Source organism: Alcaligenes sp. NLF5-7 (assembly GCF_024266725.1).
In the GTDB taxonomy this organism is placed as follows: Bacteria; Pseudomonadota; Gammaproteobacteria; order Burkholderiales; family Burkholderiaceae_B; genus Alcaligenes; species Alcaligenes phenolicus.
The window spans coordinates 3,664,004-3,690,115 of sequence record NZ_CP100755.1 but is presented as its reverse complement, the minus strand read 5'-3'; the positions used below and the strand labels follow the sequence as shown (position 1 = coordinate 3,690,115).

The 26,112-nt window shown below is 55.0% G+C and carries 23 protein-coding genes; 11 read left to right on the top strand and 12 right to left on the bottom strand.

Annotated elements, in window-relative coordinates:
• Positions 1-8: 8 nt before the first annotated feature.
• Both MID00_RS16960 and MID00_RS16955 read left to right on the top strand, forming a co-directional pair.
• Complete coding sequence (locus MID00_RS16960) at positions 9-584, top strand: chorismate lyase (RefSeq protein WP_254499168.1); 576 nt, start codon at positions 9-11, stop codon at positions 582-584.
• Between the two features lie 50 nt (positions 585-634).
• Positions 635-1,843: an MFS transporter gene (locus MID00_RS16955; RefSeq protein ID WP_250755758.1), complete on the top strand. Its 1,209-nt coding sequence runs from the start codon at positions 635-637 to the stop codon at positions 1,841-1,843.
• A 75-nt stretch (positions 1,844-1,918) separates the two neighbouring features.
• Here MID00_RS16955 and MID00_RS16950 read toward each other — a convergent pair whose 3' ends face one another.
• Genes MID00_RS16950 through MID00_RS16940 form a run of 3 tightly spaced genes read right to left on the bottom strand, consistent with a single transcriptional unit; the run spans position 1,919 to position 4,480 of the window.
• Positions 1,919-2,761, bottom strand: a complete 843-nt coding sequence (locus tag MID00_RS16950; RefSeq protein WP_254499167.1) for an aldo/keto reductase — start codon at positions 2,759-2,761, stop codon at positions 1,919-1,921.
• A gap of 50 nt (positions 2,762-2,811) precedes the next feature.
• Positions 2,812-3,150, bottom strand: a complete 339-nt coding sequence (locus MID00_RS16945; RefSeq protein ID WP_003799650.1) for a P-II family nitrogen regulator — start codon at positions 3,148-3,150, stop codon at positions 2,812-2,814.
• A gap of 19 nt (positions 3,151-3,169) precedes the next feature.
• The gene (locus tag MID00_RS16940; protein WP_060185150.1) at positions 3,170-4,480 is read right to left on the bottom strand and encodes a mechanosensitive ion channel family protein; all 1,311 of its coding nucleotides are present in this window, start codon (positions 4,478-4,480) and stop codon (positions 3,170-3,172) included.
• 145 nt (positions 4,481-4,625) lie between these two features.
• Here MID00_RS16940 and argH point away from each other — a divergent pair, with 145 nt between their 5' ends.
• A complete protein-coding gene (gene argH / locus MID00_RS16935; RefSeq protein ID WP_254499166.1) occupies positions 4,626-6,047 on the top strand; it encodes an argininosuccinate lyase in 1,422 nt (473 codons plus the stop codon).
• Between the two features lie 482 nt (positions 6,048-6,529).
• On the opposite strand, the gene MID00_RS16930 is transcribed toward argH, so the two are convergent.
• Complete coding sequence (locus MID00_RS16930; protein WP_254499165.1) at positions 6,530-7,351, bottom strand: hypothetical protein; 822 nt, start codon at positions 7,349-7,351, stop codon at positions 6,530-6,532.
• Between the two features lie 302 nt (positions 7,352-7,653).
• Between MID00_RS16930 and MID00_RS16925 the strand changes: the two genes are divergently transcribed.
• The 4 genes from MID00_RS16925 to MID00_RS16910 all read left to right on the top strand — a co-directional run bounded on the left by MID00_RS16925 (position 7,654) and on the right by MID00_RS16910 (position 12,302).
• Complete coding sequence (locus MID00_RS16925) at positions 7,654-8,277, top strand: tyrosine-type recombinase/integrase (protein ID WP_254499164.1); 624 nt, start codon at positions 7,654-7,656, stop codon at positions 8,275-8,277.
• Between the two features lie 278 nt (positions 8,278-8,555).
• Positions 8,556-9,815, top strand: a complete 1,260-nt coding sequence (locus tag MID00_RS16920; protein WP_254499163.1) for a hypothetical protein — start codon at positions 8,556-8,558, stop codon at positions 9,813-9,815.
• A complete protein-coding gene (locus MID00_RS16915; protein ID WP_254499162.1) occupies positions 9,808-10,371 on the top strand; it encodes a hypothetical protein in 564 nt (187 codons plus the stop codon). Before MID00_RS16920 ends, MID00_RS16915 begins: the two co-directional genes overlap by 8 nt.
• The gene (locus MID00_RS16910; protein ID WP_254499161.1) at positions 10,359-12,302 is read left to right on the top strand and encodes an AAA family ATPase; all 1,944 of its coding nucleotides are present in this window, start codon (positions 10,359-10,361) and stop codon (positions 12,300-12,302) included. The genes MID00_RS16915 and MID00_RS16910 overlap by 13 nt, the downstream gene beginning before the upstream one ends.
• 420 nt (positions 12,303-12,722) lie before the next feature.
• Here the strand turns inward: MID00_RS16910 and MID00_RS16905 are convergent, their stop codons facing one another.
• Both MID00_RS16905 and MID00_RS16900 read right to left on the bottom strand, forming a co-directional pair.
• The gene (locus tag MID00_RS16905) at positions 12,723-15,173 is read right to left on the bottom strand and encodes a penicillin G acylase (RefSeq protein WP_254499160.1); all 2,451 of its coding nucleotides are present in this window, start codon (positions 15,171-15,173) and stop codon (positions 12,723-12,725) included.
• A gap of 154 nt (positions 15,174-15,327) precedes the next feature.
• Positions 15,328-16,740: an FAD-binding oxidoreductase gene (locus tag MID00_RS16900; RefSeq protein ID WP_254499159.1), complete on the bottom strand. Its 1,413-nt coding sequence runs from the start codon at positions 16,738-16,740 to the stop codon at positions 15,328-15,330.
• A 218-nt stretch (positions 16,741-16,958) separates the two neighbouring features.
• Between MID00_RS16900 and MID00_RS16895 the strand changes: the two genes are divergently transcribed.
• The gene (locus tag MID00_RS16895; RefSeq protein WP_254499158.1) at positions 16,959-17,627 is read left to right on the top strand and encodes a TetR/AcrR family transcriptional regulator; all 669 of its coding nucleotides are present in this window, start codon (positions 16,959-16,961) and stop codon (positions 17,625-17,627) included.
• Positions 17,628-17,948: 321 nt separating this feature from the next.
• Here MID00_RS16895 and rlmD read toward each other — a convergent pair whose 3' ends face one another.
• The 4 genes from rlmD to surE form a co-directional block, all read right to left on the bottom strand.
• On the bottom strand, positions 17,949-19,259 hold the full coding sequence (gene rlmD / locus MID00_RS16890; protein ID WP_254499157.1) for a 23S rRNA (uracil(1939)-C(5))-methyltransferase RlmD: 1,311 nt from the start codon (positions 19,257-19,259) through the stop codon (positions 17,949-17,951).
• 297 nt (positions 19,260-19,556) lie between these two features.
• Positions 19,557-20,381: a peptidoglycan DD-metalloendopeptidase family protein gene (locus tag MID00_RS16885; protein ID WP_009462088.1), complete on the bottom strand. Its 825-nt coding sequence runs from the start codon at positions 20,379-20,381 to the stop codon at positions 19,557-19,559.
• Between the two features lie 23 nt (positions 20,382-20,404).
• The gene (locus MID00_RS16880; protein ID WP_009462090.1) at positions 20,405-21,229 is read right to left on the bottom strand and encodes a protein-L-isoaspartate(D-aspartate) O-methyltransferase; all 825 of its coding nucleotides are present in this window, start codon (positions 21,227-21,229) and stop codon (positions 20,405-20,407) included.
• A complete protein-coding gene (gene surE / locus MID00_RS16875) occupies positions 21,226-21,966 on the bottom strand; it encodes a 5'/3'-nucleotidase SurE (RefSeq protein ID WP_226349772.1) in 741 nt (246 codons plus the stop codon). The genes MID00_RS16880 and surE overlap by 4 nt, the downstream gene beginning before the upstream one ends.
• A gap of 114 nt (positions 21,967-22,080) precedes the next feature.
• Here surE and plsY point away from each other — a divergent pair, with 114 nt between their 5' ends.
• The gene (gene plsY / locus MID00_RS16870) at positions 22,081-22,722 is read left to right on the top strand and encodes a glycerol-3-phosphate 1-O-acyltransferase PlsY (protein WP_026483344.1); all 642 of its coding nucleotides are present in this window, start codon (positions 22,081-22,083) and stop codon (positions 22,720-22,722) included.
• 3 nt (positions 22,723-22,725) lie between these two features.
• Here plsY and tsaD read toward each other — a convergent pair whose 3' ends face one another.
• Positions 22,726-23,784 carry a tRNA (adenosine(37)-N6)-threonylcarbamoyltransferase complex transferase subunit TsaD gene (tsaD, locus tag MID00_RS16865; protein ID WP_254499156.1) on the bottom strand — a complete coding sequence of 353 codons (1,059 nt, stop codon included), beginning with the start codon at positions 23,782-23,784 and terminating at the stop codon, positions 22,726-22,728.
• Positions 23,785-23,972: 188 nt separating this feature from the next.
• On the opposite strand from tsaD, the gene MID00_RS16860 reads away from it, so the two are divergent.
• Together MID00_RS16860 and trxA are read left to right on the top strand one after the other, a co-directional pair.
• Positions 23,973-25,265 carry an NCS2 family permease gene (locus MID00_RS16860; protein ID WP_021446536.1) on the top strand — a complete coding sequence of 431 codons (1,293 nt, stop codon included), beginning with the start codon at positions 23,973-23,975 and terminating at the stop codon, positions 25,263-25,265.
• 120 nt (positions 25,266-25,385) lie between these two features.
• A complete protein-coding gene (gene trxA, locus MID00_RS16855) occupies positions 25,386-25,766 on the top strand; it encodes a thioredoxin (protein ID WP_009462103.1) in 381 nt (126 codons plus the stop codon).
• A gap of 63 nt (positions 25,767-25,829) precedes the next feature.
• On the opposite strand, the gene MID00_RS16850 is transcribed toward trxA, so the two are convergent.
• The gene (locus MID00_RS16850) at positions 25,830-26,093 is read right to left on the bottom strand and encodes a DUF2024 family protein (protein ID WP_254499155.1); all 264 of its coding nucleotides are present in this window, start codon (positions 26,091-26,093) and stop codon (positions 25,830-25,832) included.
• Positions 26,094-26,112 lie beyond the last annotated feature (19 nt).

Sequence of the window (26,112 nt, the reverse complement as noted above, 5' to 3'; positions counted from 1 at the left end):
TACAGGACATGAAATTTCCCTCCAGCACAAAAAAACCCTGGCATGAGCACGTTCACCCCTCTGCTACCCCCGCTCAAAAGTACTGGCTACACCGTCCCGGTGCCCTGACTGGCGGTCTGCGCCGCTTGGGCAAGGTCGATCTGGAAGTGGTCAGCGAATACGCTTGCCGCTTGAACCCGCAAGAAGCCGCTTTGATTCAAAAGCCGCCAGGCACGCTGGCCTGGATACGCGAGGTGTCCATGGCGGTGGACGGAATCCGCTGCGTGATTGCCCGCAGTTTCACTCCCCTGCCCGCCTCACACAGCGTCTGGCAAGGCATACGGCGGCTGCGTAGCCGTCCGCTGGCCGACATGCTTTATAACGATGCCCAGATACAACGTTCCGCCTTTTTAAGCTGCCGTTTGAATCGCGGCATGAGCTTTTTTCGCACGATTGAGCGCGCCCTGAATCCCAGTGGCGAGCCGGTTCCGCAGGCTCAGCAGATTCTGTCGCGCTGCTCCGTCTTCTGGCGGCACGGTCACCCCCTCCTGGTGGCCGAATCCTTTATGCCAGCCTTCTGGGCACGCGGTGCTACACTGGTTTAGCTCAAATTCAGCATTAGCTAATAAAACAAAGTTATATACAGAACCAGACCATGTCCACGCAAGCCGATCCAAGCCGACGCAACGCCTTTATTCTTTCCGGGATGCAAGCATTAGGCGGGGCAAACCCGGCCTTGGTGGTCGCACTCAGCAGTCTGGTGGGCCAAAAAATGGCCAGCAGCCCGGACCTGGCGACCTTGCCGGTAGGTATTTTCAACCTGGGTCTGGCTGTGGGCATTTTGCCAGCGGCCTACCTGATGCGCCGCTTGGGGCGCCAGGGTGGCTATATCATCGGTGCCTTGCTGGGCATAGGGGCGGGCCTGCTGGCCGCCGCCGGGATCTACAGCCTGTCCTTTGTCATGTTCTGTGTGGGCACTCTGCTGGCCGGGCTGTATGCCTCTTACGTACAAAGCTATCGTTTTGCCGCGGCCGATGACGCCAGTGATGCCTTCCGCCCCAAGGCCATTTCCTGGGTCATGGCCGGGGGGCTGCTGGGCGCGATTATCGCCACCCAGACCATTATCCATACCCAGGACATTTGGCCGGAGCACCCTTTTGCCGCCGCCTTCCTGGCACAAGCAGTCTTGGCAGCCCTGGTCCTGCCCTTCGCCTTTGGCCTGCGCCTGGCACCGGGCACACGGAATCAGCAAGAGAAAATCCCCTACACCGGACGCCCCTTACGCGAGATTGCCTCCAATAGCTACTTCATCATTGCGCTCCTGGCCGGAGTCGCTTCCTATGTGCTGATGAACTTTTTGATGACGGCTTCGCCCTTGGCCATGGTGATGCACGGCCATAGCCTGAAAGAGTCCACCTTGGGGATTCAGTGGCATATTCTGGCCATGTTCGGCCCCAGCTTCTTTACCGGCAATCTGATCAAGCGCTTTGGCAAGATCCCCGTCACCTTTGCGGGCGTGCTCTTGCTGGGACTGGCCAGCATTGTGGCGCTGCTGGGCATGACGGTGCCGCATTTCTGGGTGAGCCTGATTTTGCTGGGTCTGGGCTGGAACTTCGGTTTCATCGGTGCCACCAATATGGTGGTGGACTGCTACCGCCCCGAAGAGCGTGGCCGTGTGCAGGCTTTGAATGACTTCATCATCTTTACCTGTGTGGCCTTGTCCTCCTTCACCTCGGGCCGCGTGCTGGCCGTGTATGGCTGGTATGGGGTCAATACCTGGACGCTGCCGATCTCGGCGGTAGTCATGCTGGCTTTGGCCTGGTTGTACTTCAAGAATAAGCGTCAGCCCTACTTCGCCAGTTAGGCAAAGCAAGGGCTCGTGAAAAACGGCCCCCAAGCCTGGATGAAATCCAAGGCTTGGAGGCCGTTCCTCTTGCGTTCAAATCATCGGTAAATAAGCAGGCTTAGGGCCGCGAGGAAACTGAGCGTCCAATGCCTGAATATGCTCGGGCTGCAGCACCAGATCCCCGGCGGCGGCATTTTGCTGGGCATGAACCGCGCGCGAGGCCTTGGGAATCACAAACACATTGGGGTCACGCAGCAAAAAAGCCAAAGCCACTTGCCGCGCAGTAGCCTGATAATGGCTGGCAATCTCGGCCAGCAAGGCCCCGCCTTGAGAGTCCGGCTCGGGAAAATCATCGTGACCGAAAGGACTGTAAGCCACCACGCTGACTTGATGCTGCTGACACCAGGGCATGACTGCGTGTTCAATGGCACGCTCGTTCAGGTGATACAAGACCTGATTGCAGGCAATTTCACCCGGCCCAACGATGTCATACAGCTCTTCCAGATCCGGCACATCAAAATTGCTGACGCCCCATTGCTTGATCTTGCCTTGCTGAACCAGCTGGTCAAAGGCTGCGCAGGTTTCTTCCAAAGGAATCTGGCCGGGCCAATGCAATAAGTACAGATCCAGATAGTCCGTGCCCAGACGCTTCAGGCTGGCCTCGCAAGCGCGGATTACACCCTGACGGCTGGCATTGAAGGGCAAGACCTTGGACACCAGAAACGCCTCGTGCCGACGACCTTGCAGGGCCTGACCGATCAAGGTTTCTGCCTGACCATCGCCATACATCTCGGCGGTGTCGATATGGTTCATGCCCGCGTCCAGCCCGGCCTGAAACGCGGCCACGCTCTGCGCCCAATCAGCCTGCTCCACATACCAACTGCCTTGGCCTACACGCGAAACACGTGGTGCCGACCCTAGTTTTTCATATCGCATCAGCTTGTCCTGCCATAACTACTGTCCAAACCAGCCCAACTGCGACCCCCTTACAAGGCGTCGCGACCGCTCTCCGAAGTACGGATACGGATAGCCTGCTCGACCGGCGTCACGAAAATCTTGCCGTCGCCAATTTTGCCCGTATGGGCGGCTTTGATAATGGCTTCGATAATCGCGTCACAGCGATCAGCTGCCACCACGATGTCCACACGAATCTTGGGCAGAAAATCCACCACATATTCGGCACCGCGGTACAGCTCGGTATGCCCCTTTTGGCGACCAAAGCCTTTCACTTCAGTCACGGTCAAGCCGTTAACGTCCAGCTCTGCCAGGGCTTCGCGAACTTCATCCAGCTTGAAGGGTTTGATGATGGCCGTAATTTGTTTCATGGTTACTCGCACGTCAAATTTAAAGAGGATCTTTGGCAGCGCCCGGCAAGGACGGACGATGACTTTCTGCTGCCAGACTCAAGCCCAGGCTCAAGTCGCGACCGGTAGGCGACTGGAACAGACGCAAGCCAAGCTCAGGCAGCACAGCCAGAATGTGGTCAAAAATATCGCCCTGGATGCGCTCGTGGTCCACCCAGGCGGTTTTATTGGTAAAGCAATACACCTCGATAGGAATACCGTCCGCCGTGGGCTCCATCATGCGCACCATCTGAATCATGTCCTGATGGATTTCAGGATGGCGCTTGATATACGCCATGCAATAGGCACGGAAGGTACCCAGATTGGTCAGGCGGCGGTAATTGACCGCATCCAGACCGGCACGGCTCAATTCCTGATTGGAACGCTCCAGATCTTCTTTTTTCTCGTTCAGGTAATCGCGCAGCAAGGCAAAGCGCGACAGGCTATCGACTTCAGTCGGCGTCAAAAAACGAACGCTGGAGGCATCAACGCTCAACGTGCGCTTGATACGGCGGCCGCCTGACTCAAACATCTGACGCCAGTTGCGATAGCTCTCGGAGAACAGCTTGTAGGTGGGAATGGTGGTGACGGTCTTGTCCCAGTTCTGGACCTTGACCGTGTGCAGCGCCATATCAATGACAAAACCATCCGCCCCGGCCTGCTTCATTTCGATCCAGTCGCCGATGCGCAACATGTCATTGGTGCTCATCTGCGTGCTGGCCACCAGCGACAGCAAAGTGTCTTTAAAGACCAGCAAGAGCACCGCCGACAGTGCACCCAAACCGGAGAGCAGCAGAACAGGCGATTGATCCAGAATGATGGAGATCATGACAATAATGCCAATCGCCCACACCGCTATCTTGGCCACTTCCACATAGCCCTTGATGGACTTGGTGCGCCCCTTGCTGGAATTGGCGTAGACCTCTTGCCAGGCCCCCAGGAGGCTGACAATCGCCATGATGAGAAAGACCAGAAAGCCCAGCAAGGCCACCCGCTCTATGATTTCCAGCAAGGTCTTGGCCAGGGGCAGCAAGGTCAGATTGGAGCTGACCACCAGCAAGGGCACGGCATAGCCCACATTGCGCACAAAGCGCTTTTTGACCAGGGCACGCGCCCAATCGTCCTTGCCCGCCACTTTCAGCAAGCGCCGCACCAGGCGTGAGAGTACGGAACTGGTCAACCAGCTGACAATCCAGACCAGCACCGTCAGCATGGCCAAACCGGCCAAAATCTGTACCCAGCGATCCTGCGGTAAATACGCTTCGATCCATTGCCATCCCAACAAATCGGCAAAGGTGCGTTCTTGCTCCATGTATTCTTCCTTGTCCAGCCAACCCCAAAAAGGGCCCGCATGGTTTCCTAGAGTCTGAAAACTATCTAATATACTGCACAGCGTCTGTTTCCTGCGGGACTGGATGACCTGCGTCAGCCCGTCCGATCCACTATAATTGCCCTCTATGTCATCAAACACCCCCTCCTCTTCCCAAGACCAGTTCGCCAATAAGGCCATGGCCTGGTCGGCTCGCTTTTCCGAGCCCGTCTCTGACCTCGTCAAACGCTACACAGCGTCGGTGGACTTTGACAAGCGCATGGCCCGCTTTGATATTCAGGGTTCCCTGGCCCACGCCAGCATGCTGGCTGCCGTCGGTGTGATCACCGAGCAGGACAAGGCCGACATCGAGCGCGGCATGAGCCAGATTCTGGACGAAATCGCCCAAGGCCAGTTCCAGTGGTTGCTGGATCTGGAAGACGTGCACCTGAACATTGAAAAACGTCTGGTCGAGCTGATTGGCGATGCGGGCAAGCGCCTGCACACCGGCCGTTCGCGCAATGACCAGGTCGCCACCGATATCCGCCTGTGGCTGCGCAACGAAATCGACATTGCCCTGGACCTGCTGGCCCAGATGCAGCGCAAGCTGGCTGAATTGGCACTGGCTCAGGCAGACACTATTTTGCCCGGTTTCACCCACCTGCAAGTGGCACAGCCCGTTACTTTTGGCCACCATTTGCTGGCCTACGCCGAAATGTTCCAGCGCGATGCCGAGCGTCTGCAAGACTGCCGCAAACGCGTGAACCGCCTGCCATTGGGCGCGGCCGCACTGGCCGGCACCAGCTACCCGATCGACCGTGAAATGGTTGCCAAGCTGCTGGATTTTGACGATGTGTGCCGCAACTCGCTGGACGCTGTGTCGGACCGCGACTTCGCCATCGAATTCTGCGCCGCTGCCGCCCTGATCATGACGCACATTTCCCGCTTCTCCGAGGAGCTGGTGCTGTGGATGAGCCCACGCGTAGGCTTTATCGATCTGGCCGACCGCTTTTGCACCGGCAGCTCCATCATGCCGCAAAAGAAAAACCCCGACGTTCCCGAGCTGGCCCGTGGCAAGACCGGTCGCGTCAATGGTCACCTGATCGCCTTGCTGACCTTGATGAAAGGCCAACCACTGGCCTACAACAAGGACAACCAGGAAGACAAGGAAGGTCTGTTCGATTCGGCTGATACCATTCGCGACACCCTGACCATTTTTGTAGACCTGATCTCGGGCATCAAGGTCAAGCCAGAAGCCATGCGCGCCGCAGCGCTGCAAGGTTTTGCGACTGCTACTGATCTGGCCGACTACCTGGTCAAGAAAGGCCTGCCTTTCCGTGATGCCCACGAAACCGTGGCCTTGGCCGTGCGTGAGTGCGAGCAACTGGGTTGCGATCTGGCTGATCTGAAGCTGGAACAGCTGCAGAAATTCGACAGCCGTATCGAGTCGGACATTTTTGGCGTGTTGACTCTGGAAGGCTCGGTTGCTTCGCGCAAACACATCGGTGGCACCGCCCCCGAGCGTGTTCGTATCGAAGCAAAGCGTATTCTGGATCGCATTCCAGGCTGATAAGAGCTTCGACTGGAAGCAGAAAAAGCCGCTCCTGTTTTAGGAGCGGCTTTTTTTATAGGTATCAACTCAGATTTGATCTGACGTGTTTTGTCAGTTGCGTTAGGGTTAGGACTGGAACTTCTGCTTTCGGCCAGGAAGCGCCGTTCGCCGGGACCGTCGCTCAAACGTTCAAACGTCTCATCCACCGAGAAAGCGGCCACTCGACGCACACCTATGAACGTTGCCTATTGCGCCGTTTCCAAAACATGCTGGAAGTCGCACAGGGTCGGTTTCGCGGGCACGGCAGCCGCCACTGACGACGGATCTAACTGCGTGCGTCCAGCGCCACTCGAATGCCGAATGGACGTTAGACATCAAGCCTTTAGCCGTCAAGTTGATAGCAATCATGCCGACACCTCTGGCATAAGGCGATTCAAGCGCAGGCGGTCACATCTCAAGTCGTATGCGGAACGCAGGTTTAACGCGAGCGAAAAATAGGATTAACTATGGGCACCGACCGTCGTTTCGGTAAGAGCTCGCTCTAAGCGAACGAGGACAATCGCGAGTTCACGAATTTGAATCGCTTCTTGTTGAGTGATGGAAGGGTCACTTGCGGAACCGTGGCCCGCGAGAGGCTCTATGTTGCGGCGTTTAAAAATGCCCTCCATGACATCAAGTAGCGGTGTGGCCAGTTTCGAATGGTTGCGATACTGGCTGAACCAACCTCCGAGACTCTGGTTTTGTACGTTAGGGTTTGGCACAACTTGCTTGGCGAGAGTCTCAAAAATTGACGCTCCAGTGTGAAGCACTAGCGACCAATCCTTATCTTGCATGGCCCTGTCCATGCGCTCAACAAGTTTGCGGATGTTTACGTACTTTTCCGATCCGACTGGTTGGTCTGGCAGCTCCGTAACCTTAGCTATTACGATCCGTGCGTCGTCGTCTTTTAGAGATATGCGAAAGCCGCACCCGTCTGCCTTTAGGATCCGATTGACGTCTGTCGATTGGATGTTAGTTTCCTCGATCAGGTCCGCAAGGATTTCAGCGAGCGTCGCGGTGTCGGGTCGCCGCATCGCAACCTCCATTTCACCGTTATGCCAAGCGTACTCGGCCGGAAGGTAGTCCCAGTCCGAAAGCTCGAGAGTGTAGATTGGCTTACCGACAGCGTTGTTCACGATGTTGACAACCTTGTTTTGCCGGATGAGTTCGATCTGATGCGCATCATCATTAGCGCTGTCTGATTTCACACTCTTACGTAAGAGCCTCGTCAGTTGAAGCCGTGCGGACGTGGAAACGACCTCAAGTTCCAATTGCTCGCGCATGCGGCTGCTGAGACGTGCACCTGGAATCAACGCAAGAGTATTCGATGGCTTTGGCATTAGTAGAATTTGATAAACCGCAGATTGGCCAATAGTATAAATTAACTTAATCTTTGTAGACGAGCCGCCGTTGCTGCTCCGGCCCACCTTAGCCGTTGAGGCGGGGTGACTTTACGTCCGGGACACTGACAGTTGTTGGCGCAAGAGCCGCCAATTATGGTGGGAGCGACTCAACGTCCGCCTCGGGTCGAAAGCATACTGTTCGTTGACGACAATGAGGGCTCCTTTCATCGAAGGAGAACCCCATGAAACCGGATATCAATGAAGCAAAACCGTTCTTTCCTTGGAACAAGGGGAGGCTTGTTGGCCAAAAGGCTCCGTTGAAGCTGAAAGAAATCTGGGCGATCCGCATACGGCTACAGCTAGCTGAAAAAGTGCGGGATCTGGCGCTTTTCAACCTAGTCATCGACAGTAAATTACGTGGCTGCGATTTAGTCAGCTTGCGCGTTTGCGATATTTCACAAGGGAAGATCATCTACCCACGAGCTATCGTCATGCAGCGCAAGACACATCGTGTGCAATTCGAGATCACTGAATTGACGCGACAGTCGGTGGCAGCGTGGATTGATCTGGCGAGTCTTGCTCCAGACAACTACTTATTTCCAAGCAAGATAACAAAATCGCCGCACCTGTCTACGCGGCAGTATGCACGCATCGTTGTCGGTTGGGTCAAATCGATCGGTTTAGACCCTGGGACATATGGCACGCACACTATGCGTCGAACCAAGGCGACGCTTATCTACCAGCGAACGAAGAACCTTCGGGCCGTCCAACTCCTTCTTGGACATACCAAGTTGGAGAGCACAGTGCGATACCTTGGCATCGAAGTCGACGATGCGCTGGAAATGGCAGAGCAGACAGAAACGTGAGGTTTGCTTACAATCGGACAGCGCATCTATCCAGATTGTCGCTGTCCGGCCAAGAGCAGTCATTAAGTGACAGTGATTGAGCAGTTACCAAAGGTCGGACGCGATTTAGGAAATGCGATTCGATGCAAATTCAGTAAATCGATGGAGATGATGGCTCGGATGCAATTTGTTGACTTGCCGCTCGCATGTGCTTTTTAGGGGCTGACCAAGACGTAGTCTCGACCGATGTACTAAGTAGATTTAGATAAATATACAAATCAAATCATTTGGTAAGGGTAATGACAGAGGAAACATGCTCCACAAGTGCCGAGCACATTAATCGGGAGGCTGGCGATAAGACGAAAGGCTTTCGTTTTCAGAAGCTACGTGCGGCAATTCGTTTTCTAGAACGAGTGCAGGCTAGCAATGGCGGGCAAGTCCTTTGTGCAATGGAGCTTCTTGAGGACTCTGTGCTGTTTGACGGCAGTAGTGAAGCCCTCGTCAATGGTGAAGAGAACAAATATTACGGTTCACGCATCAGCTTCAATTCTGAGGCCATGAAGAACACCATGGTCGCCTTCTTGGACCTATACTTCGCGTTCCAAGGCTCAGGAGACTTAAAGCTAGGTGTTTACGCCTCTGCAGAAGTCGCTCAAGAACGTATCTCTGCTGAGTTTCGATCCAGTCTCGGTTTCGAAAAAAAGCAGAAATTCTATGACATCCTTCAGAACCTCACGCTGGGTTTTGACCTGGATGCAGAAGAGAGCAAAATTGCATTTGCGATAGTTCGGACTGAGTACCTCAAGCAGTACAAAGACGCCCAAAAAAAGGGGTATGGAGCCATGCTGGAGGCAATGCCTCTGGCCAATTTCTCAGCCTTCATCAAGTCAATTGAGTGGTCACTGAATGATGAAACCAATGAAAGCCTAGAGACAGCAGCACTCCACTTAGTCAGAACATGCAAGTTCTACACCCACCGCCATACCGGCCTCGAGCGGTTCATTCTTTCGACTCTACTCAATGAGCTCGAAAAAAGGTCTGGTGCGAAATCTGTTACTGACAGACTGCTCAGCACAGACACTCTAAAAACTATTTTCAGTGACATCCTCTTCGCTCCCTCAACTAACGTGCTGACAGTTGACCCTGCCTGGGACGATTGGGACGATGTTGAGCAGCCTGAGTTCAGAAACCTGACCGAGAAAATCACGGCCGTTTGTCCTGATTTCAGTCCTAAATTACTGAAGGTATACGCACGAACTTGTAGCCTCGCGAGAAACGTAGGGGCACATGAGGAAAAAGAAATGAAGGCGCTTCTTCGCAGAATTTTGGACGTATGTGAAGAGCCCCTGCTGGCAAGTAGCTCTGAGGCTTCCGCGTTCACTCAGAGGCAGGTGCAAGACATGATTGAGGAGTTGGTGAAGCTTGCCGACCAGCATGTCGCTTCCTTACGAGGTCGCTATCAGTATGGCTTACGTGACGCTCAGTCGATTAAGGGAGCCGTGCTTACCTTGTTTGACGACTGCTACTTAGCCTTCGATGAGGTCCAAGCTGATGAGTAGTAATGAACATTCGCCGGCAGGCCCCCCCAAGGGACCACACAAGAGCAAACGCCCGTTGTTCTTCATCTCTGGTGAAGACTTCTACTTTGTAGCTTATTCCATCCTCTTGGTTCTTGAGTTCCTAGGGGGGCCGTCCAAGAGGGTGGCGGACCATAGGAAGATTGCCTACTTAATCCAGTTCTTAGGAGACTCACGACTGGTCGATTTGTTGGAGAGGACACAGGAAACCGGCGTCGCCAACATGGTTGACCGCGAACTTCTCTTCTCTAGCTATGCCAATGCAGAACTTCATAAGCGAGAGGTCTTCAAGATACTTTTCTCGTTGGAGCGGAAGGGCTTCCTAACGATACAGCGAGCAGGAAGAGTCGAGGAGCTCGCCATCACCTTAACAAGCAAAGCCTTACCAAAGGACTTTTTCAAGAGTGACCAATTCGCTGAAGAGCGAACTAACGCTGAAACGTTGAAGAGGCTTCTGCCTCGTCTATCGAGATTTACATTGGACACTCTGCTGTCACACCTGTACAGGGAGAGAGGGGTTAGCGTATGGGTTTCCTGAGCATCAGGAAGGTTGAATACATCGGTGATCAGTACAGCTTTGAGTCACCTACGTTTGGGGACGGTGTCACCTTCATCGCCGCGGAGAACGGCGGAGGTAAGTCGACCTTCTTTAATCTTATTTACTACGGGCTGGGGGGAAGGGTCGAAGAGTTTAGCTCCGACGCGAAAGAGCCACACACGGAGATTGTGAATGACACGAACAACCTCGTTCGTCTCGTCATTGGCATCGATGAAGAGCTCTTCACCCTCAATCGGCGCTTTGGTGACAACAACATCACCGTAATCAAGGCCGCTCCGGAGGTAGATGGGGTCACGGCCGAAGTGCAAGCTGATACCTATCCGCTATTCCGACGCGATGACGCGAAAATTTTTTCTGACTGGTTGTTGGAGAAGTTGAACATTCCTGTCGTCGACATCGTTCAGGGAGGGAGACAGTTCAAGCTAAATTTCACCGACCTAGCTCGGCTGATTTATCACAACCAGAACTCGGACCCAAACGGTATTTATAAGCCGGCAGACGTGGGGAGCTTTTTGTCCGACTCCTTAGAGATTCGTCGTGCAATCTTCCAGATTCTGGTGGGCAAGACCTTGCTGGAGCTCTACGAGGCGATAGGTGCCCAGAAGAATGCAGAGAGAGATTTTCAAGCCGCGAAGTCGGTGCACCAAGAGTACCAAGACATCGTTGGGCATTTGCTCCGCGCTAGTGGAATCAGTGAGACCTCGAATGCTGAGGCATGGACGGCGCAAACTCACGAGCTCAATGACCAAATTTCTGCACTGCTTGAATCACGCAGGGCGTTTTCCCGTGGGCAGTTGGGTGACGAACAAGCGCAGCAAGCTCTGGATGCAGAGCTACAGCAGGTCGTTGAGCTTGAAGGGCAGCGGCGTGTCATTGACGAGCAGCGAGAGCAATTGGCTCGCGAAGCTGGTCGCCTGGTTGATGTTGAGCGTTCACTTGAAGCCGACATTCTGCGAATCAACAAGGTTATCTATGCTCATAGTCAACTGAATCTTTTCTCTCGCGACACATGCCCTTATTGCTTGAATGACGTCATACGGACACCCGGTCACTGTGTTTGCGGAGAACGTGTTGAGGAGCAGGACTATCAGCGGTTCTTCTACAGCCCTGCGGAGTACTTGGAGATTTTGAAGGGAAAGACCAGTGCACTGTCCACCTTGCGATTGGCGATGTCTGGCGTTAGAGATGAGCACGCCAGCACGATAGATGAGCGCAACAGGGTCATGGACAAACTTTCCGCAAAGCGGGCACGAATCGCTGAAGCTGGCGCTAGCCCCTATAAAGTCGAGAAAGTTATCGAGGAACTCGACGAAAAAATTTTGGAGGCGCGTGAGAAGTTGGCCAAGGCAAAAGAGGCGCTGAGGCTCGAAAGCAAGCTAGTTGGACTTCAAGCCAAGCTCAATAATAAGACGGCCCTTCTCTTTACCGCGAAGAATAATGTGAAGCGTCTGGATGCAGAATCAAAGACGGAACTTGAGACTCAGCTTACCGCCTTCAACAAAATCTATAACGACTTCATGACGTCGGCCGTTGCTGATTGTCGAAGTGCATCCATCGACCCTGAGACGTACTTGCCTCTTATCGACGGAGGGAAGTACCGAGAGCACAGCGCTATGGTTCCTAAGCGTTTTCTCTACTACCTCAGCTTGTTGCAGTTGTCGTTGATTTCGGAAATTCCATTCCCGCGTCTCCTATTGATTGACACACCTGAAACTGCCGGTATCGACTTCGATGGACTCGTGAAGGTTATTCGAAAGATTGCAGAGCTAGAGAATCCCAATGACAAGCCATTTCAGATTCTCTTCTCAACAGGTCAAGACAAGTACCCTCCGGAGTTTGCATCGAAAGTCCTGTTGAGAATGTCAAAAGCGAACAGACTTTTGATTCCTAAAGACGCGATGACGTCTTGAACGAGCAACGCTCTCGCTTTTTGGATAAAGGCTTTTCACTAACAACTGTCATTACTCTTTTTTAGCTAACTGAAGCTAATCTGCCTGAGCCAGCCGGTCGCGGCCATGCGCCGGACGACCGCTTCTGCTACAAAACAGCTTGTGGTTTCTCCTATTAAATGACCGCTTTGGGTCGTTTTCTGCCCAATAGATCTGCCAGCGTCTGTCAGATCAACCTGAGTCAATACATTTATATCGCTTCAACCCACTTCCGATCCTGCCCGGATTTGCAGCTTGGACTTCATGCTCAGCTTCGCTCCTGATACTGACAGGCTATCTTTACTAATTTACAACTTCGGGCTACATCTCCTGGCCAGCTAAAGCCTCCAGCAACGATCAAAAAAGCGGCACCGCCTCAAAGTGCAGGTGCCGCACTCGACGTTAAGGCTGCGGCTGAATCAACAGCATCGTGCTGGTTTGCGCATTACGACGAATGTCCGTATGCGTCACATCCATGGTCTTGCACTCAAAGTTCTCGTACAACTTCAGCTGATCCTCGTAATGCGGGCTGCGCACACCATTACGGTCGGTGAAACCGCTTTGCCCGGGTGGCATGGCATCGCAAAACTCCACGCCCTGGGCATCAAACACCACACGGTTGTTTTCCGTGCCACGGTTCTGATAGCCGGTAAAAGCAAAGGTGTTGCCCAACATCGTTTGCGGCGTTCCCGTGAAGTTCTTGTCACTGAAGCGATGCACTGAGGTCGGCATGGTCCAGCGCTCCATCTGGGCACCCTGCTCCTGGCTCAAGCGGGCCTGCGCATTTTGCAAAGCTGTGTGCATGACGTCTTGAGACGAGCGCTCGCCAAAGACATTCACACGCTTGGGATCAGGATGGGCTTCCAGCGCCAAAGCACGCAACAGAACCTTGGTGCCCATGCTCAAGTTGATCGAACCGGGGTTGGGGCCTTGCTGCGTGGCAAAACCGGTCTGGCTATACATGGCGCGATGCGATTCAGGCACCACCGGCATCAGGACCTGTTTGTACATTTCTTCCAGCCATGTCTTGAACAGCACCCGAGCTGGTCCAGCATTTTGCCCAGCTTTATCGCGTTCCATACCATCCCAGGCCAGCAAAGTCGTCAACGCCGCCTGACCAGCGTCATTGGCAGGTAGACTTTGCGCCAGCTTTTCCAGATGCGGACGAAAGTAGCGCCAGTTCACATCGCTGTAGGACGCCTTCTTGTTGAACGCCCAGATCTCCTGCACGCTGAACACATCTTTCTGCTGATACTGGCTGGCCAGCTCGTTCATGCGGTCGCCATAGGTCCAGTAGTAAGTATCCGTATTAGTTTTATCCGACGCGGGCTTGTTATTCCAGTTGACCAGATAGCCTTGCGGCGGATTGTAGGCTTTAGGAATCGCGTCAAAACTCTTGATGCCCTGCCACTCCATGCTGCCGTCCCCTTTGGCTGGCACGCGGATGTCCTGATTGGCAGGACGCTGGGGCAAGAAAGCAGGAGAGACATAGCCGATATTGCCGTGCTTGTCGGCGTAGTACCAGTTAATGGAAATCGCCATCTTGCTGGCCTGATCCAGAAACTCCGTCCAGTTGCGCGCCTTGGCCACATTCAGCCAAGCCAGCAAGGACTGCACCTCATAACCATCCCAGCTGCGTTTCTTGCTGTAAGCCGTGCCCTGATCGTAATCAAACTGCATCACGGGGCCGTGTACGGTGCGCCAGATCGTCATTTCACGATCAGCCTGACCGCGTACCTGGATACGCTCCTTGCGCTGCTCCATCGTGCGCCAGGCATTATTGAACCAGTACTGATCGGCGCGCGCCGGGTTCAGTTTCTCCTGATACATATCCACCACGTCCTGGGGACCAGCAGTCGCCCCCCAGGCAATCTCGCTGTTGGTACCGAACAGAACAATCGGATAAGCAAAAGGCGTATTGCCCACCACATCAAAGCCCGCGCCGTGCAGGCCAATACCGTAGGTGTAAGCCGGGTTGTACCAGCCAAACTGCGGGCCGTTGATCAGAACCGTAGAACCATCCTGAACGAGCTCGGGGCGGGTGCTCCACAGATTACTGGCTTTAGGTGCAAAGTCCGGGCCACGGCCACCCCAATGCTTGTCCTGACGCTCCAGCTCGGCAGCCAGCACTTGTGAAGAAACATGAGCCAGATTCTGCGTCCCTGCTTGCGCCTTTGGCTTGCGCTCGGCAGCAGGTGCCGGAACGGTGGTGGGGGCTGTTGTGTCATTGATCCACAGCAGTTCATCAAACAAGGCGCGGCCACGTTCCGGGCCGTGCTGTTTTTCCAGAGACTGACGCATGGCCAGTGCCGTCACTTCCAGATTCGTGTCGGAAAAGCGATTGGCCATGGAGCCCACCCAGATCATGACCACATCAAAGTCGGTCAGCGGCTCGGGTTGGAAATCAAAGTCTATGTATTCTTTAGGCAGCAGTTCTGGACGACGGCGCACCTGCTCCAGATAAGCGTTATAGCCATCGGCATAGCCACGGAAAATATCGCGCTCATCTTTGGACAAGGCTGCAATCTGCCGCTGAATAGAGGCAGGGGTGAAGTTCTGTCGCACCTGCATGTCGTACTTGACGTAGACATCCTGCTCGCCAGGGCCCAGAACGGCGGCTGTTGTGCCTACAAAGGAGCGGCGCGCCATATCCATCTGGAACAGACGGTCTTGGGCGACCGCATAACCATAGCCGTAATACAAGCCATAGTGGCTGTCGGCAAAGACGTGCGGCACACCATAGCTGTCACGCATCACCTCTACCGACTGCACCTGCGCGTGGGCCGGTGCCCCCGCCAAACCCAAGATCAAACCAGCGGCCGTAACCCCTGTACGAACAAGCCCTTTCTGCATATCTGTCCCTTGTTTTTATGATACTGAAAATTCTTATGAACCTAAAATATTGAAGCCAATACAAATAGGAAATCACAATGTAAAACAATCAGGATCGAAAACAAGTAAGGGCTTGCCCTAGTCAGCGCTGCTAAGCAAGGGCTTGAAAACGTATTTAGAAAGACACCAGACGACCGGGATTCACCGCACTCATCATGCCAATGGCTGCCTTGACCACAGGGATCGCCAGGCCGGATAACTGATGGCCCAGGGGAATGCTGCGATGGGTAATATCCGTCAGCATGGCAAAGTCCTCGTTGCGACCCATGACGTCGTCACTAATGGCTTTACCAATACGCACGGTTTGCGCCACGCCGTGACCACTCCAGCCATGCACCATGTACACAGGTACCGCATCCTCGGTCTTGCGCGAGTCGGTTGCCCCGTTCAAGGTGAAATCACTGATCCCGCTCCAGGAAAAGTCCAGCTGCACCTGCTCCAGCTGTGGGAAAACCGTCTGGATACGATCCAGCAGGTAGTCATTGATACGTTCGGGGGACCAACTGGTGCCCGTACCCTGCCCGCCAAACAACAGGCGGTTTTGACGCACGGCGCGGTAATAATCGATCTGGAATTGCGTGTCATACACCGCACGGTCTGTTGGCAGCAACTCGCTGACTGGACACCCCAAAGGTTCAGTCACACCCACATAGGTATAGAACGGGACAGTGGTATTGGATTGTGTCGGCAAGAACTGCGAAGTCGTATCATGCACGGCCAGCACCAAGGCCTGACGGGCCAGAATCGTGCCACCGGGGGTGATAGCCAAAGCGCCCTTTTCCGTCTGCTCGATTTCCTCGACCGGGCTGCCTTCGTAAACTCGACCGCCGTGCTGAACCAGGCCGTAAACCAGTCCGCGCAGTAGCGCCAAAGGATGCAGTTGACCACCCAAGGTATCCACCACGGCACCATGATATAAGGGCGAGCGGATTTCCTGCTCCAGCTCGTAGCTACCCACAACTTCCACGCTGGTATCGCCCAGATAGCGGCGGGCATCCGCCCCCTCTACCAATGCTCCCATATGGCCTGCGTGAATGGCAGCCGTTAAATGACCACGACGCCGATCAAAATCCAGTTCGTAATCCTGAGCAATCTGATCGAGCAGATCCATAGCTTCATGCGACGCGAAGCGCCATAAGCGGCGAGCTTCATCCAAAGGCAGATGCGCAATCATGTCTGCGGCTTCCCAACGGGCCAGGCCGGGAGTCAACTGACCACCGTTTCGGCCTGAAGCGGCAGAGCCAATACTGTCTTTTTCTACCAGCACCACGTCCAGGCCAGAGCGGGCCAGGTGCAAGGCGGTAGAGGCACCCAGCAAGCCACCACCCACTACCAGCACATCACATTGCGTGTCGGCTTGCAGAGGCTCAAAGCGGTTCCAGGGGGCAAGCGATGCTTCGTAATACGTCGCGGGCGCGACAGCTTCGTTCAGATGGCCTTGTCGCCAGTTCCACAATCGGGGATTACTGACCAGCAGGCTCTCTGCATTGGAAACATCATTTAAAAGAGTCGGTTTGGAAATAAGCATAAATGTCCTGTGTCTGTTACGGCCTTTTGGCCGCCTGGATCACAGAGCGGAATGCTCCGGTGACGCCCCGTCAACGCGGCGTTCCGTTCTGTCTCGTTATCAACACCCCGTTGTAAAAACGGGGTGGAACGATCTTCTTCTACGCTGTAGAATTAATTTATTCTACTCTGTAGAGTTAAACTTGGCAAATCTGCCCTTTCCCTATCAAAGGAACTCTATTGGCCCAAGCACCCGCCACGCGCACACGCAAACTGAATAAGGACGAGCTGGTGATCGCCGCCGTCATCTTGATGGAGGAAGCCGGAGACAGCGGCTTTTCTTTACGCAAGCTGGGAGAGCGAGTCGGTTGCGATCCAATGGCCGTGCTCTATCACTTCAAGTCCAAGGACGGCTTGCTGCGTGCGATGGCAGATTATTTGACAGGCCGCATTCAGGCTGTGGATACAGGTCTGTCGTGGACAGAGCGTTTGTATGAATTGGCCCGACAGTACCGTGAGCTGGCCTTGGGCCACCCACAGACTTTTCAGCAAATGCAGCGTTTTCTGAATACCGGCAAGGCCGACTATCTGGTTCTTGAGCAGGTATACAGGGCCTTGCGCGATGGCGGTTTGAGCGATGCCGAAATCCCCGCCGCCTGTGTGGGCTGGTATGCCGCTTTATATGGATTGATTCAGGGCGAGCTGGGTGGGCTTATCCGCCCGGTCACAGAAGAAGAACTGAGCGAACTGGAACAATGGCCCGCCGAGGATGTGCCTATGCTGCGCCAGATTCTGCCGCGCTTTGTGCATCTGCAATCCGAGCAGGTATTCAAGATGATGATGGAGCTGATACACGATGGCTTGATTGCCCATGCAGGTAAAGCGGCGACACCTGCCACCAAGCAGTAAAACCAGAAACGGACCGAATCAAACACACAAAGCCGATCAGCCAGCCTAGCCTTCAAACGTGGTGATGAAAAGCATGTAGCTGCCGGCCACCTTGGCAAGGACACGGGCTGGCTCATGCCCACATTTCGAGAAAAACACCTGAACGGGACTGATCCTTCAGCCAGCCTTTAAAACGTGACACCACCGAAATGGTCGGTGTTGAAGGCAACAGCACCTTGGACGAACGAGCTGACAAAGCCCTCCAAGAAAAACAAAACGCCCCACAAATTGGAACTTTGTCCAATTGGCGGGGCGTTTTAGTCCAAGCTTGCCTAGCTGGGCTTAGCGCGTAAATACGGCAATCGATTCCACGTGTGCCGTATGCGGGAACATATTCACCACACCGGCCGATTCCAGCGTGTAACCACCCTGGTGAACCAATACACCGGCGTCCCGAGCCAGAGTACCTGGGCTACAGGACACATAAACCAGACGCTCGGGGCGCTCGTGCTTTTCCAGCTGCGCCAAAGCAGTGGCGACCGCAAAGGCACCATCACGCGGCGGGTCAATCAACATGCGATCAAAATGGCCCAGGTCACGCAGCCATTGCACGTCCACCTCAAACAGATTCAGCGTTGTAAATTTCGCCTTGTCCTGCAAATTGTGGGCCAAGGCTGCTTCACCGGCACGTTCGGTCAAGGTGCTGCTGCCTTCAATGCCAACCACCTCGGCGGCACGGCGTGCCAGCGGCAGGCTGAAGTTACCCAGACCACAGAACAAGTCCGCCACACGATGCTCGGGCTTGACGTCCAGCAGGGTCAAGGCACGCGAGATCAGGCTGCGGTTAATGTCGTGGTTCACCTGCGTAAAGTCTGTAGGACGGTACGGCATACGCAAATCAAATTCAGGCAATGCATACGCCAGCTTGCCCGCATCTTCGCGCAGCAAAGGATGGGCCGTTTCCGGGCCCTTGGGCTGCAGCCACCAGCTAATGTCGTGCTCCTGACCGAAGCTCTGCAAACGCTGGATATCCTCGCTGGTCAGCGGCTCCATATGGCGCAAGGTCAAGGTGGTGATCTTGTCGCCCATGGCCAGCTCGATCTGCGGCAAGCGATCCGGGCGGGACAGGCCTGCCAAACAAGAACGCAAGGGCTCCAGCAAGGCAGAAACTTTGGCGGGCAACACACGACATTCCGTCATGTCCACCACGTAGCGACCATTCTTTTCACGAAAGCCGACCAGCACCCCACCCTTCTTAGGCACGTAGCGCATGGAGAAACGGGCGCGGTAACGGTAACCCCAGTAAGGGCCGTGCAAGGGTGCCAGCACGCGACCTGGCTTTACCTTGCCAATATGACCCAAGGAATCTTCCAGCACACGTTGCTTGACGGCAACCTGGGCCGAAGGCTCCAGGTGCTGCATGGCACAGCCACCACAGACACCAAAGTTGGGACAGGGAGGTTCAGCACGCTGCGACGAGGCTTTCAACAAGGCCGTCATGCGGGCTTTATCGTAGGAGTCCTTGGAGCGCACCGTCTCGGCCAGCACCTCCTCGCCGGGCAAGGCACCTTCCACAAACACCACTTTGCCCTCTTTGTGGGCGACGCCGCGTCCTTCCAGATCCAGCGATTCAATTAACAATACGTCAGACATTCGATAAAAACCTAAATAAGCGTCCTGCCAAGCAGAATGGCGCAGTTGCATTGCTGCAAACGATGGCGAATCGCTGATTTTACAATGAGCATTCGGCACAACGGGTAAAAACAAGCACAACGCGGCACTAGCTGTTCCACAACGCTATTAAATTCTGAATGACCCGCCCGTCCGACAGGCATAGCCTTCAAGTTGGAAGAGCAATCTGCACTCAAAAAGTCATTCAGTTGAGCACCCTCGAACAGGGCGCACAAAAAAAGCGGCCAGAAGCCGCTTTTTTCAGTCCAGATACCGAGCTTATCGCGTAGGCAGGTACGAGATCGGGTTGACCGGCGTACCGGAGCGACGAATCTCGAAGTGCAGTCGTGGCGAGGTGGTGTCAGACTGACCCAGATCGGCAATACGCTGCCCCTTCTTCACCTGCTGACCCGTTTTAACGTGCAAGACACTGTTATGGGCGTAAGCAGTGATAAAGCCATTGCTGTGGCCGACCAGCACCATGGAGCCTAAACCGCGCACACCGTTACCGGCGTACATGATCTTGCCATCCGCTGCGGCAACCACGGGGTCGCCCACCTTGCCTTCGATATCAATACCCTTGGTCGAGGCATTGAAACCCTGGATGATCTTGCCACTGGCAGGCCAGCCCCAGGCGATCAGAGCCGCGTCGCTGGCGCGAGGCGCAGACACGGGCGTTTCAGTCTTGACCGGGGTGGCGGGGCTGACGGGCGAGGTCTGTGTGCTACCGCTACCGGCTGGGCGAGTCGTCACTGCCGCCATCGAGGTATTGCCATCCAGACGCAAGGTTTGACCCACGCGCAACATGGAAGGATCCGTAATCTGGTTCAACTGGATCAGCGAGTTCACGTCCATGCCGTGCGCTTGTGCAATCTTGTAGAGCGTATCGCCGGGGCGTACCACATAGGTACCCGAGGCACTGCTGACGCTGCCTGCCGCCGAAGAGGAACTCAGGTCAGTGACTGGAGCGCGCTCATTACGGCTTGCACAACCAGCCAGCAGGGTACTGGTGACCACAGCCGCCACCAGGCACTGACGGGGCGTCAAGAACCACTGTGTACCGGTGGAAGCAGCGGTTAACGGTAACCTGACTGCATGCTGCATATAAATCTCCTGAGAATATCTGACTAAATCTGGGTTCCGGCTCGCATCGGCACGAAGCGAACCGCATCAAGTTCTTCACGACGCCAAGTAGCCTGTCCGGTGCGTTCCACCAAAACCAGGCGCTGTTGTGTCGTACCTTCAGGGGCGATCAGTCTCCCCCCCAATGTTAATTGTTCCAATAAGGTTCTGGGAATGACCGGACCGGCTGCCGCCACAACAATAGCATCATATGGTGCCGCGGCAGGGTAACCTTGCATTCCGTCACCAAACATTATTCGAGCCCGTTGCGACAGCCCTAATTGGCGCATGTGATCGCGAGCCATATCACACAAGCCTTTGATACGTTCTACCGCATACACTTCTTTGACCAATTGTGCCAAAACAGCAGCCTGATAACCACATCCGGCCCCCACTTCCAGCACCTTGGTCGGTATTTTCTGGTCACACACCAGGCTGATCATATGGGCCACAACCCAAGGCTGGGAGATGGTCTGCGCAAAGCCGATAGGCAAGGCATCATCTTCATAGGCCCGACTGGCCAAACCCTGATCAACAAACTGATGGCGCGGTACTGCCTGCATGGCCGCCAGCACTCGTTCGTCGGTAATTCCTTGACGGCGCAAGCGCTCGATCATCATGCCACGCGAGCGTTCCGAGTTCAAACCCAGGTTGACACTTGTTGACACTTGCGGTGACAAAATGGCCGACGGTGTCGGTTGTAACTGGCCCCGTTGCACAATACGGGTATTGCTGTTGCTGGCAGACAGGCCACTGCCCAGGCTGGACTTGCCAAACCGATTCCGAGTGCCGTCTGCAAAAGGATAGCGTTTGCCTGGTTTACTTGTCATTGCATCCAGTCCCGCAATCCGGCCAGTTGCTCGTGGTGAGTCAGGTCCGCGCGCAAGGGCGTAATGGATACTGCACCTTGTTCCACGGCACCGAAATCTGTGCCCTTCTCGCTATCGGACACACCACCGACACGGCCAATCCAGTACACGGGTTCGCCATAAGGCGTCTGGCTTTTTACGACCGGCTCCGAAGGATGACGCTTGCCCAGGCGGGTGACTTGCGTGCCCTTCAAGGCTTCGTAGGGCAAACACGGGATATTCACGTTCAGCAAGGTATTGGCCGCCAACGGCTTCTTTTGACAACGCTGTACCAGATCTCGTGCCACGCGCGCTGCGCTGTCCAGGTTCTTCCAGCCGCGTTCAATCAGGGAAAACGCAATTGCGGGAATACCAAACAAATGACCTTCCATCGCGGCCGCCACCGTGCCCGAATACAAGGTGTCGTCGCCCATATTGGCGCCGTTATTAATGCCGGACACAATCAGATCGGGACGGAAATCCAGCAGGCCTGTCAGGGCCACGTGCACACAATCGGACGGTGTACCATTAACAAAATAAAAACCATTGCTGGCCTGGCGCAGCGACAGGGGACGATTCAAGGTCAGGGAATTGCTGGCACCGCTGCAATTGGTCTCGGGTGCAATGACAGTCAGCTCACCCAGTCCTTGCAAGGCTTCATACAAAGCCTCGATACCGGCTGCTGTATAGCCATCATCGTTGGAGACCAGAATACGCATGCTTACTTTTCCGTTAAAAATCTAACAGGGGCAGCAAATTGTACCCGCTGCCTTTGGTATTTTGCTGCAAGGCCGGTAGAATCCGCGCAACAATAATTGTGGAGCTCAATCCTCATGAACGCCGTTTCTTTTGCTGTGGCCGCCCCGCTTGTCGCCCTCTTGTCCTATTTGCTGGGATCCTTGCCGTTTGCCGTAATCGTCAGCAAGATCATGGGCTTGCAAGACCCTCGCACCTTTGGTTCGAAAAATCCGGGAGCCACTAATGTACTACGTAGCGGCAATAAAAAAGCAGCTGTCCTGACCTTGTTGGGTGATGCCTTCAAAGGCTGGCTGGCTGTCTTTCTGACCCAACAGGCCATCAGCAACTGGGGCTGGGCACCGACTTTACTGGGTGTCAGCGCCTTTTTTGCCTTTTTGGGTCACTTGTACCCGGTCTTTCTGGGCTTTAAAGGCGGTAAAGGCGTGGCAACCGCGCTGGGTGTCATCCTGGCCCTGCTGCCCTGGCTGGCTCTGGCTACCGCGGCCACCTGGCTGATTATCGCTTATGTCAGCCGTTACTCGTCGCTGGCAGCCATCATCAGTGCCGTGTTTGCCCCCTTGTTTTACCTGCTCGGTGCCAAGGTGGTCTGGCCCATGAATGCCTCTATTGCCACGGCCCTGGTCCTGATCAGTGCCTTCTTGCTCTGGCGTCACCAGGAAAACATTCGTCGTCTGATGACGGGCAAAGAAAGCAAGATCGGTTCCAAGAAAAAATAAGCACTAACGCTCTTGCTGGGAGACAGGCTGGTTCACACAAGCCAGATCCCAGCGAGGCCGGATGGCAAAGCCATGCTGGCTATCATCCAAAGTCACCAAACCGTGCTTGACACGCATGGCCGCCGCAAAAGCAATCATGGCACCGTTATCGGTACAAAATTCCAGCGGTGGAAAGAACACCTCGCCCTTTAAACGCGCCACGGCTTTCTGTAAATAAGCCCGCAAGTGGCGGTTGGCGCCCACACCACCGGCAACCACCAGACGTTTCAAGCCCGTTTGCTTCAAGGCCTTGATCGCCTTGGCGGCCAGCACGTCCACAATGGCGGCCTCGGTCGCAGCAGCCAGATCAGCGCGTTGCTGTTCGGTAATCCCGCCCTCTTCCGCTTCCAGCTTGCGCAAGCGCGTCAGCACGGCAGTTTTCAAACCACTAAAGCTGAAATCCAGATCCTTGCTGTGCATCATGGGACGCGGCAGCTCGTAGACGCTGGGGTCACCCTGTTCAGCCAGACGCGACAAGGCCGGGCCGCCGGGATAACCCAGGCCCATCAGCTTGGCGCTTTTATCAAAGGCTTCGCCTGCTGCATCGTCCAGCGTTTCACCCAGCAATTCATACTGACCCACACCATCTACACGCATCAGCTGAGTGTGGCCACCCGAGACCAGCAAGGCCACAAAGGGAAAGTCGGGACGCGGCTCGGCCAATAAGGGCGAGAGCAAATGACCTTCCAGGTGATGGATAGCAATCGTCGGTTTTTTCAGCGACCAGGCAATCGACTGCGCCACACTGGCTCCCACCAGCAAGGCACCGGCCAGACCGGGGCCGGCGGTATAGGCAATGGCATCGACCTGATCGAGCTGCATATGGCAAGAAGCCAACACCTGCCGTGTCAAAGGCAGGACGCGACGGATATGATCGCGAGAGGCCAGTTCAGGCACCACCCCACCATATTCACGGTGCATGACGATCTGGCTGTGCAAGGCATGGGCCAGCAGGCCCTGTTCCGTGCTGACCAGCGCCACGCCAGTTTCATCGCAGGAACTTTCAAATCCAAGAATATTCATGGCGCCTATTTTAGCCTGCTGTATTGGGGAAAATAGGAATTTATCCCCTCAAGACAATCAGCGGATAGTGTCTGGGTTGTGCCGATACATCGCGACAAAGGGGGGCGACGCAGTGGCACACTCGTGGTTAAAATCCCGCATCGATAATTTCACGCTCCGATCGCCTAATAATCACAAGGAGGCTGCCCATGTTTGAACGTCTCTTCAAACTCACTGAGCATGGCACCAACGTCCGTACCGAGGTCCTGGCAGGTATCACTACCTTCCTGACCATGTCCTACATTATTTTTGTGAATCCAGACATCCTGTCGTCCACAGGGATGGATCGCAATGCCATTTTTGTAGCCACCTGCCTGGCTGCTGCTCTGGGCACGTTCATCATGGCCTTTGTGGCCAACTGGCCTATCGGCATGGCACCGGGCATGGGCCTGAACGCCTTTTTTGCCTTCACCGTGGTCGCCACCCTGGGCTATACCTGGCAACAGGCACTGGGCGCGGTCTTTATTTCCGGCGTGATCTTCCTGATTCTAACGGTGACTGGCATCCGGTCCTGGCTGATTCGGGGCATTCCCAAATCCCTGCAAAGCGCCATTGCCGCCGGTATCGGCATGTTCCTGGGCCTGATCGCCCTGATGAACTCGGGTATTGTGGTGGCCCACCCTGCCACCAAGATTGGTCTGGGTGACCTGACCCAGCCCGCAGCCCTGTACGCAATTCTGGGCTTTTTCATTATTGCCGCCCTGGACGCGCTGAAGGTGCGCGGTGCAATCCTGATCGGCATTCTGGCCGTGACCATTCTGTCCATGCTGACCGGTCACAGCGAATTTGGTGGTGTGGTCTCCACTCCCCCCTCACTGATGCCTACCTTCATGCAACTGGACATCATGGGTGCCCTGCACACCGGCTTTGTGCACGTGATTCTGGTTCTGGTACTGGTTGAGGTGTTTGATGCCACGGGCACCATGATCGGGGTTGCCAAGCGCGCTCGCCTGATTGAAGAAGGCAAGCCCAATCGCCTGGGCCGCGCCCTTCTGGCTGACAGCACCGCCATTGTGGCCGGTTCCATGTTGGGTACCAGCAGCACCACTGCCTATGTGGAAAGCGCCTCGGGTGTGCAAGCCGGTGGCCGTACCGGTCTGACAGCGCTGACCATTGGTGTCCTGTTCCTGCTGGCCCTGTTTTTCTCGCCACTGGCCGCGACCGTTCCCGGTTACGCCACCGCCCCCGCCTTGCTGTATGTGGCGTGCTTGATGATGCGCGAAATCACTGAAGTGAAATGGGACGACATGACCGAGGCCGTGCCTGCTGCCCTGGCTGCCTTCACCATGCCCTTCACCTACTCGATTGCCAACGGTCTGGCCTTTGGTTTTATCAGCTACGTGATCCTGAAGCTGACAACCGGCCGCTGGCGCAGTATCCACCTGGCCACACTGATTGTCGCCATCTTGTTTGTGATCAAGTACGCAATCGCTACGGAATGAAAAACCCTTTAGCAAACTCGTTTGGCGCTTTAGGGCTGCCTGGAAAACGAGTACACTGATTGCATGTTTAACGAAGCGGCTGAACACCATCAGCCGCTTTTTTATTGCGGAGGCTCCCCCATGAGCATCGTCGAACTGAACGAAGAAACATTCCAGGCTGCAGTAGAAGACGGCAAACCCCTGATCATCGACTTCTGGGCTCCTTGGTGCGGTCCATGTCGCCAATTCGCCCCTGTCTTTGACGCAGCTGCGGCCAAGCACCCCGGCGTGACCTTTGGCAAGGTGAACACGGAAGAAGAGCAGGAACTGGCCGCTGGCCTGCGTATTCGCTCCATTCCTACCCTGATGGTCTTCCGTGAGAACGTCTTGCTGTTCTCGCAAGCCGGTGCCCTTTCCGCTGCCCAGCTGGACGATCTGATCGAACAGGTCCAGGCTGTGGACATGGAAAAAGTCCATGCTGAAATTGCTGCCCAGCAAAACCAGCAGCCTGACCAGGCCTGATTTGCCCGGCCCCAGAAAAAACGCCAGACGATTTGTCTGGCGTTTTTTTTGCATGAATGCGATTTAGTCGCAGTTTTCCAACTCGATAATCGCGAAGCCACTGCGTTTGATTTCATTTTCGACCGGCGCAGAAGCCATTTCCGTATGGCAGAAGCGGCACTCGCGCGAGGTGAAGTTTTCCACACTCACCCCTTTGGCCGCCAGATAGCGCTGACCATAACTCAAGACCTTGTCCATATCCTTGGCATCGTCGCTGACCAAGATATCAAAGTGCATACGACGCCCGTCAGGACGCACAACGTAGGTATCAAACACCGCAATCTTCATGACAAACCCTTTTCAGCAA

Bases quoted from the DNA above. Each gene is read 5' to 3' on its own strand.
- MID00_RS16900 (WP_254499159.1), bottom strand. From the start codon at position 16,740: ATGCTTATTTCCAAACCGACTCTTTTAAATGATGTTTCCAATGCAGAG.
- MID00_RS16885 (WP_009462088.1), bottom strand. From the start codon at position 20,381: ATGCAGCATGCAGTCAGGTTACCGTTAACCGCTGCTTCCACCGGTACA.
- trxA (WP_009462103.1), top strand. From the start codon at position 25,386: ATGAGCATCGTCGAACTGAACGAAGAAACATTCCAGGCTGCAGTAGAA.
- argH (WP_254499166.1), top strand. From the start codon at position 4,626: ATGTCATCAAACACCCCCTCCTCTTCCCAAGACCAGTTCGCCAATAAG.
- MID00_RS16910 (WP_254499161.1), top strand. From the start codon at position 10,359: ATGGGTTTCCTGAGCATCAGGAAGGTTGAATACATCGGTGATCAGTAC.
- MID00_RS16920 (WP_254499163.1), top strand. From the start codon at position 8,556: ATGACAGAGGAAACATGCTCCACAAGTGCCGAGCACATTAATCGGGAG.
- MID00_RS16860 (WP_021446536.1), top strand. From the start codon at position 23,973: ATGTTTGAACGTCTCTTCAAACTCACTGAGCATGGCACCAACGTCCGT.
- MID00_RS16940 (WP_060185150.1), bottom strand. From the start codon at position 4,480: ATGGAGCAAGAACGCACCTTTGCCGATTTGTTGGGATGGCAATGGATC.
- rlmD (WP_254499157.1), bottom strand. From the start codon at position 19,259: ATGTCTGACGTATTGTTAATTGAATCGCTGGATCTGGAAGGACGCGGC.
- surE (WP_226349772.1), bottom strand. From the start codon at position 21,966: ATGCGTATTCTGGTCTCCAACGATGATGGCTATACAGCAGCCGGTATC.
- MID00_RS16955 (WP_250755758.1), top strand. From the start codon at position 635: ATGTCCACGCAAGCCGATCCAAGCCGACGCAACGCCTTTATTCTTTCC.
- tsaD (WP_254499156.1), bottom strand. From the start codon at position 23,784: ATGAATATTCTTGGATTTGAAAGTTCCTGCGATGAAACTGGCGTGGCG.
- MID00_RS16905 (WP_254499160.1), bottom strand. From the start codon at position 15,173: ATGCAGAAAGGGCTTGTTCGTACAGGGGTTACGGCCGCTGGTTTGATC.
- MID00_RS16960 (WP_254499168.1), top strand. From the start codon at position 9: ATGAAATTTCCCTCCAGCACAAAAAAACCCTGGCATGAGCACGTTCAC.
- MID00_RS16930 (WP_254499165.1), bottom strand. From the start codon at position 7,351: ATGCGCGAGCAATTGGAACTTGAGGTCGTTTCCACGTCCGCACGGCTT.
- MID00_RS16915 (WP_254499162.1), top strand. From the start codon at position 9,808: ATGAGTAGTAATGAACATTCGCCGGCAGGCCCCCCCAAGGGACCACAC.
- MID00_RS16945 (WP_003799650.1), bottom strand. From the start codon at position 3,150: ATGAAACAAATTACGGCCATCATCAAACCCTTCAAGCTGGATGAAGTT.
- MID00_RS16925 (WP_254499164.1), top strand. From the start codon at position 7,654: ATGAAACCGGATATCAATGAAGCAAAACCGTTCTTTCCTTGGAACAAG.
- MID00_RS16950 (WP_254499167.1), bottom strand. From the start codon at position 2,761: ATGCGATATGAAAAACTAGGGTCGGCACCACGTGTTTCGCGTGTAGGC.
- MID00_RS16880 (WP_009462090.1), bottom strand. From the start codon at position 21,229: ATGACAAGTAAACCAGGCAAACGCTATCCTTTTGCAGACGGCACTCGG.
- MID00_RS16850 (WP_254499155.1), bottom strand. From the start codon at position 26,093: ATGAAGATTGCGGTGTTTGATACCTACGTTGTGCGTCCTGACGGGCGT.
- plsY (WP_026483344.1), top strand. From the start codon at position 22,081: ATGAACGCCGTTTCTTTTGCTGTGGCCGCCCCGCTTGTCGCCCTCTTG.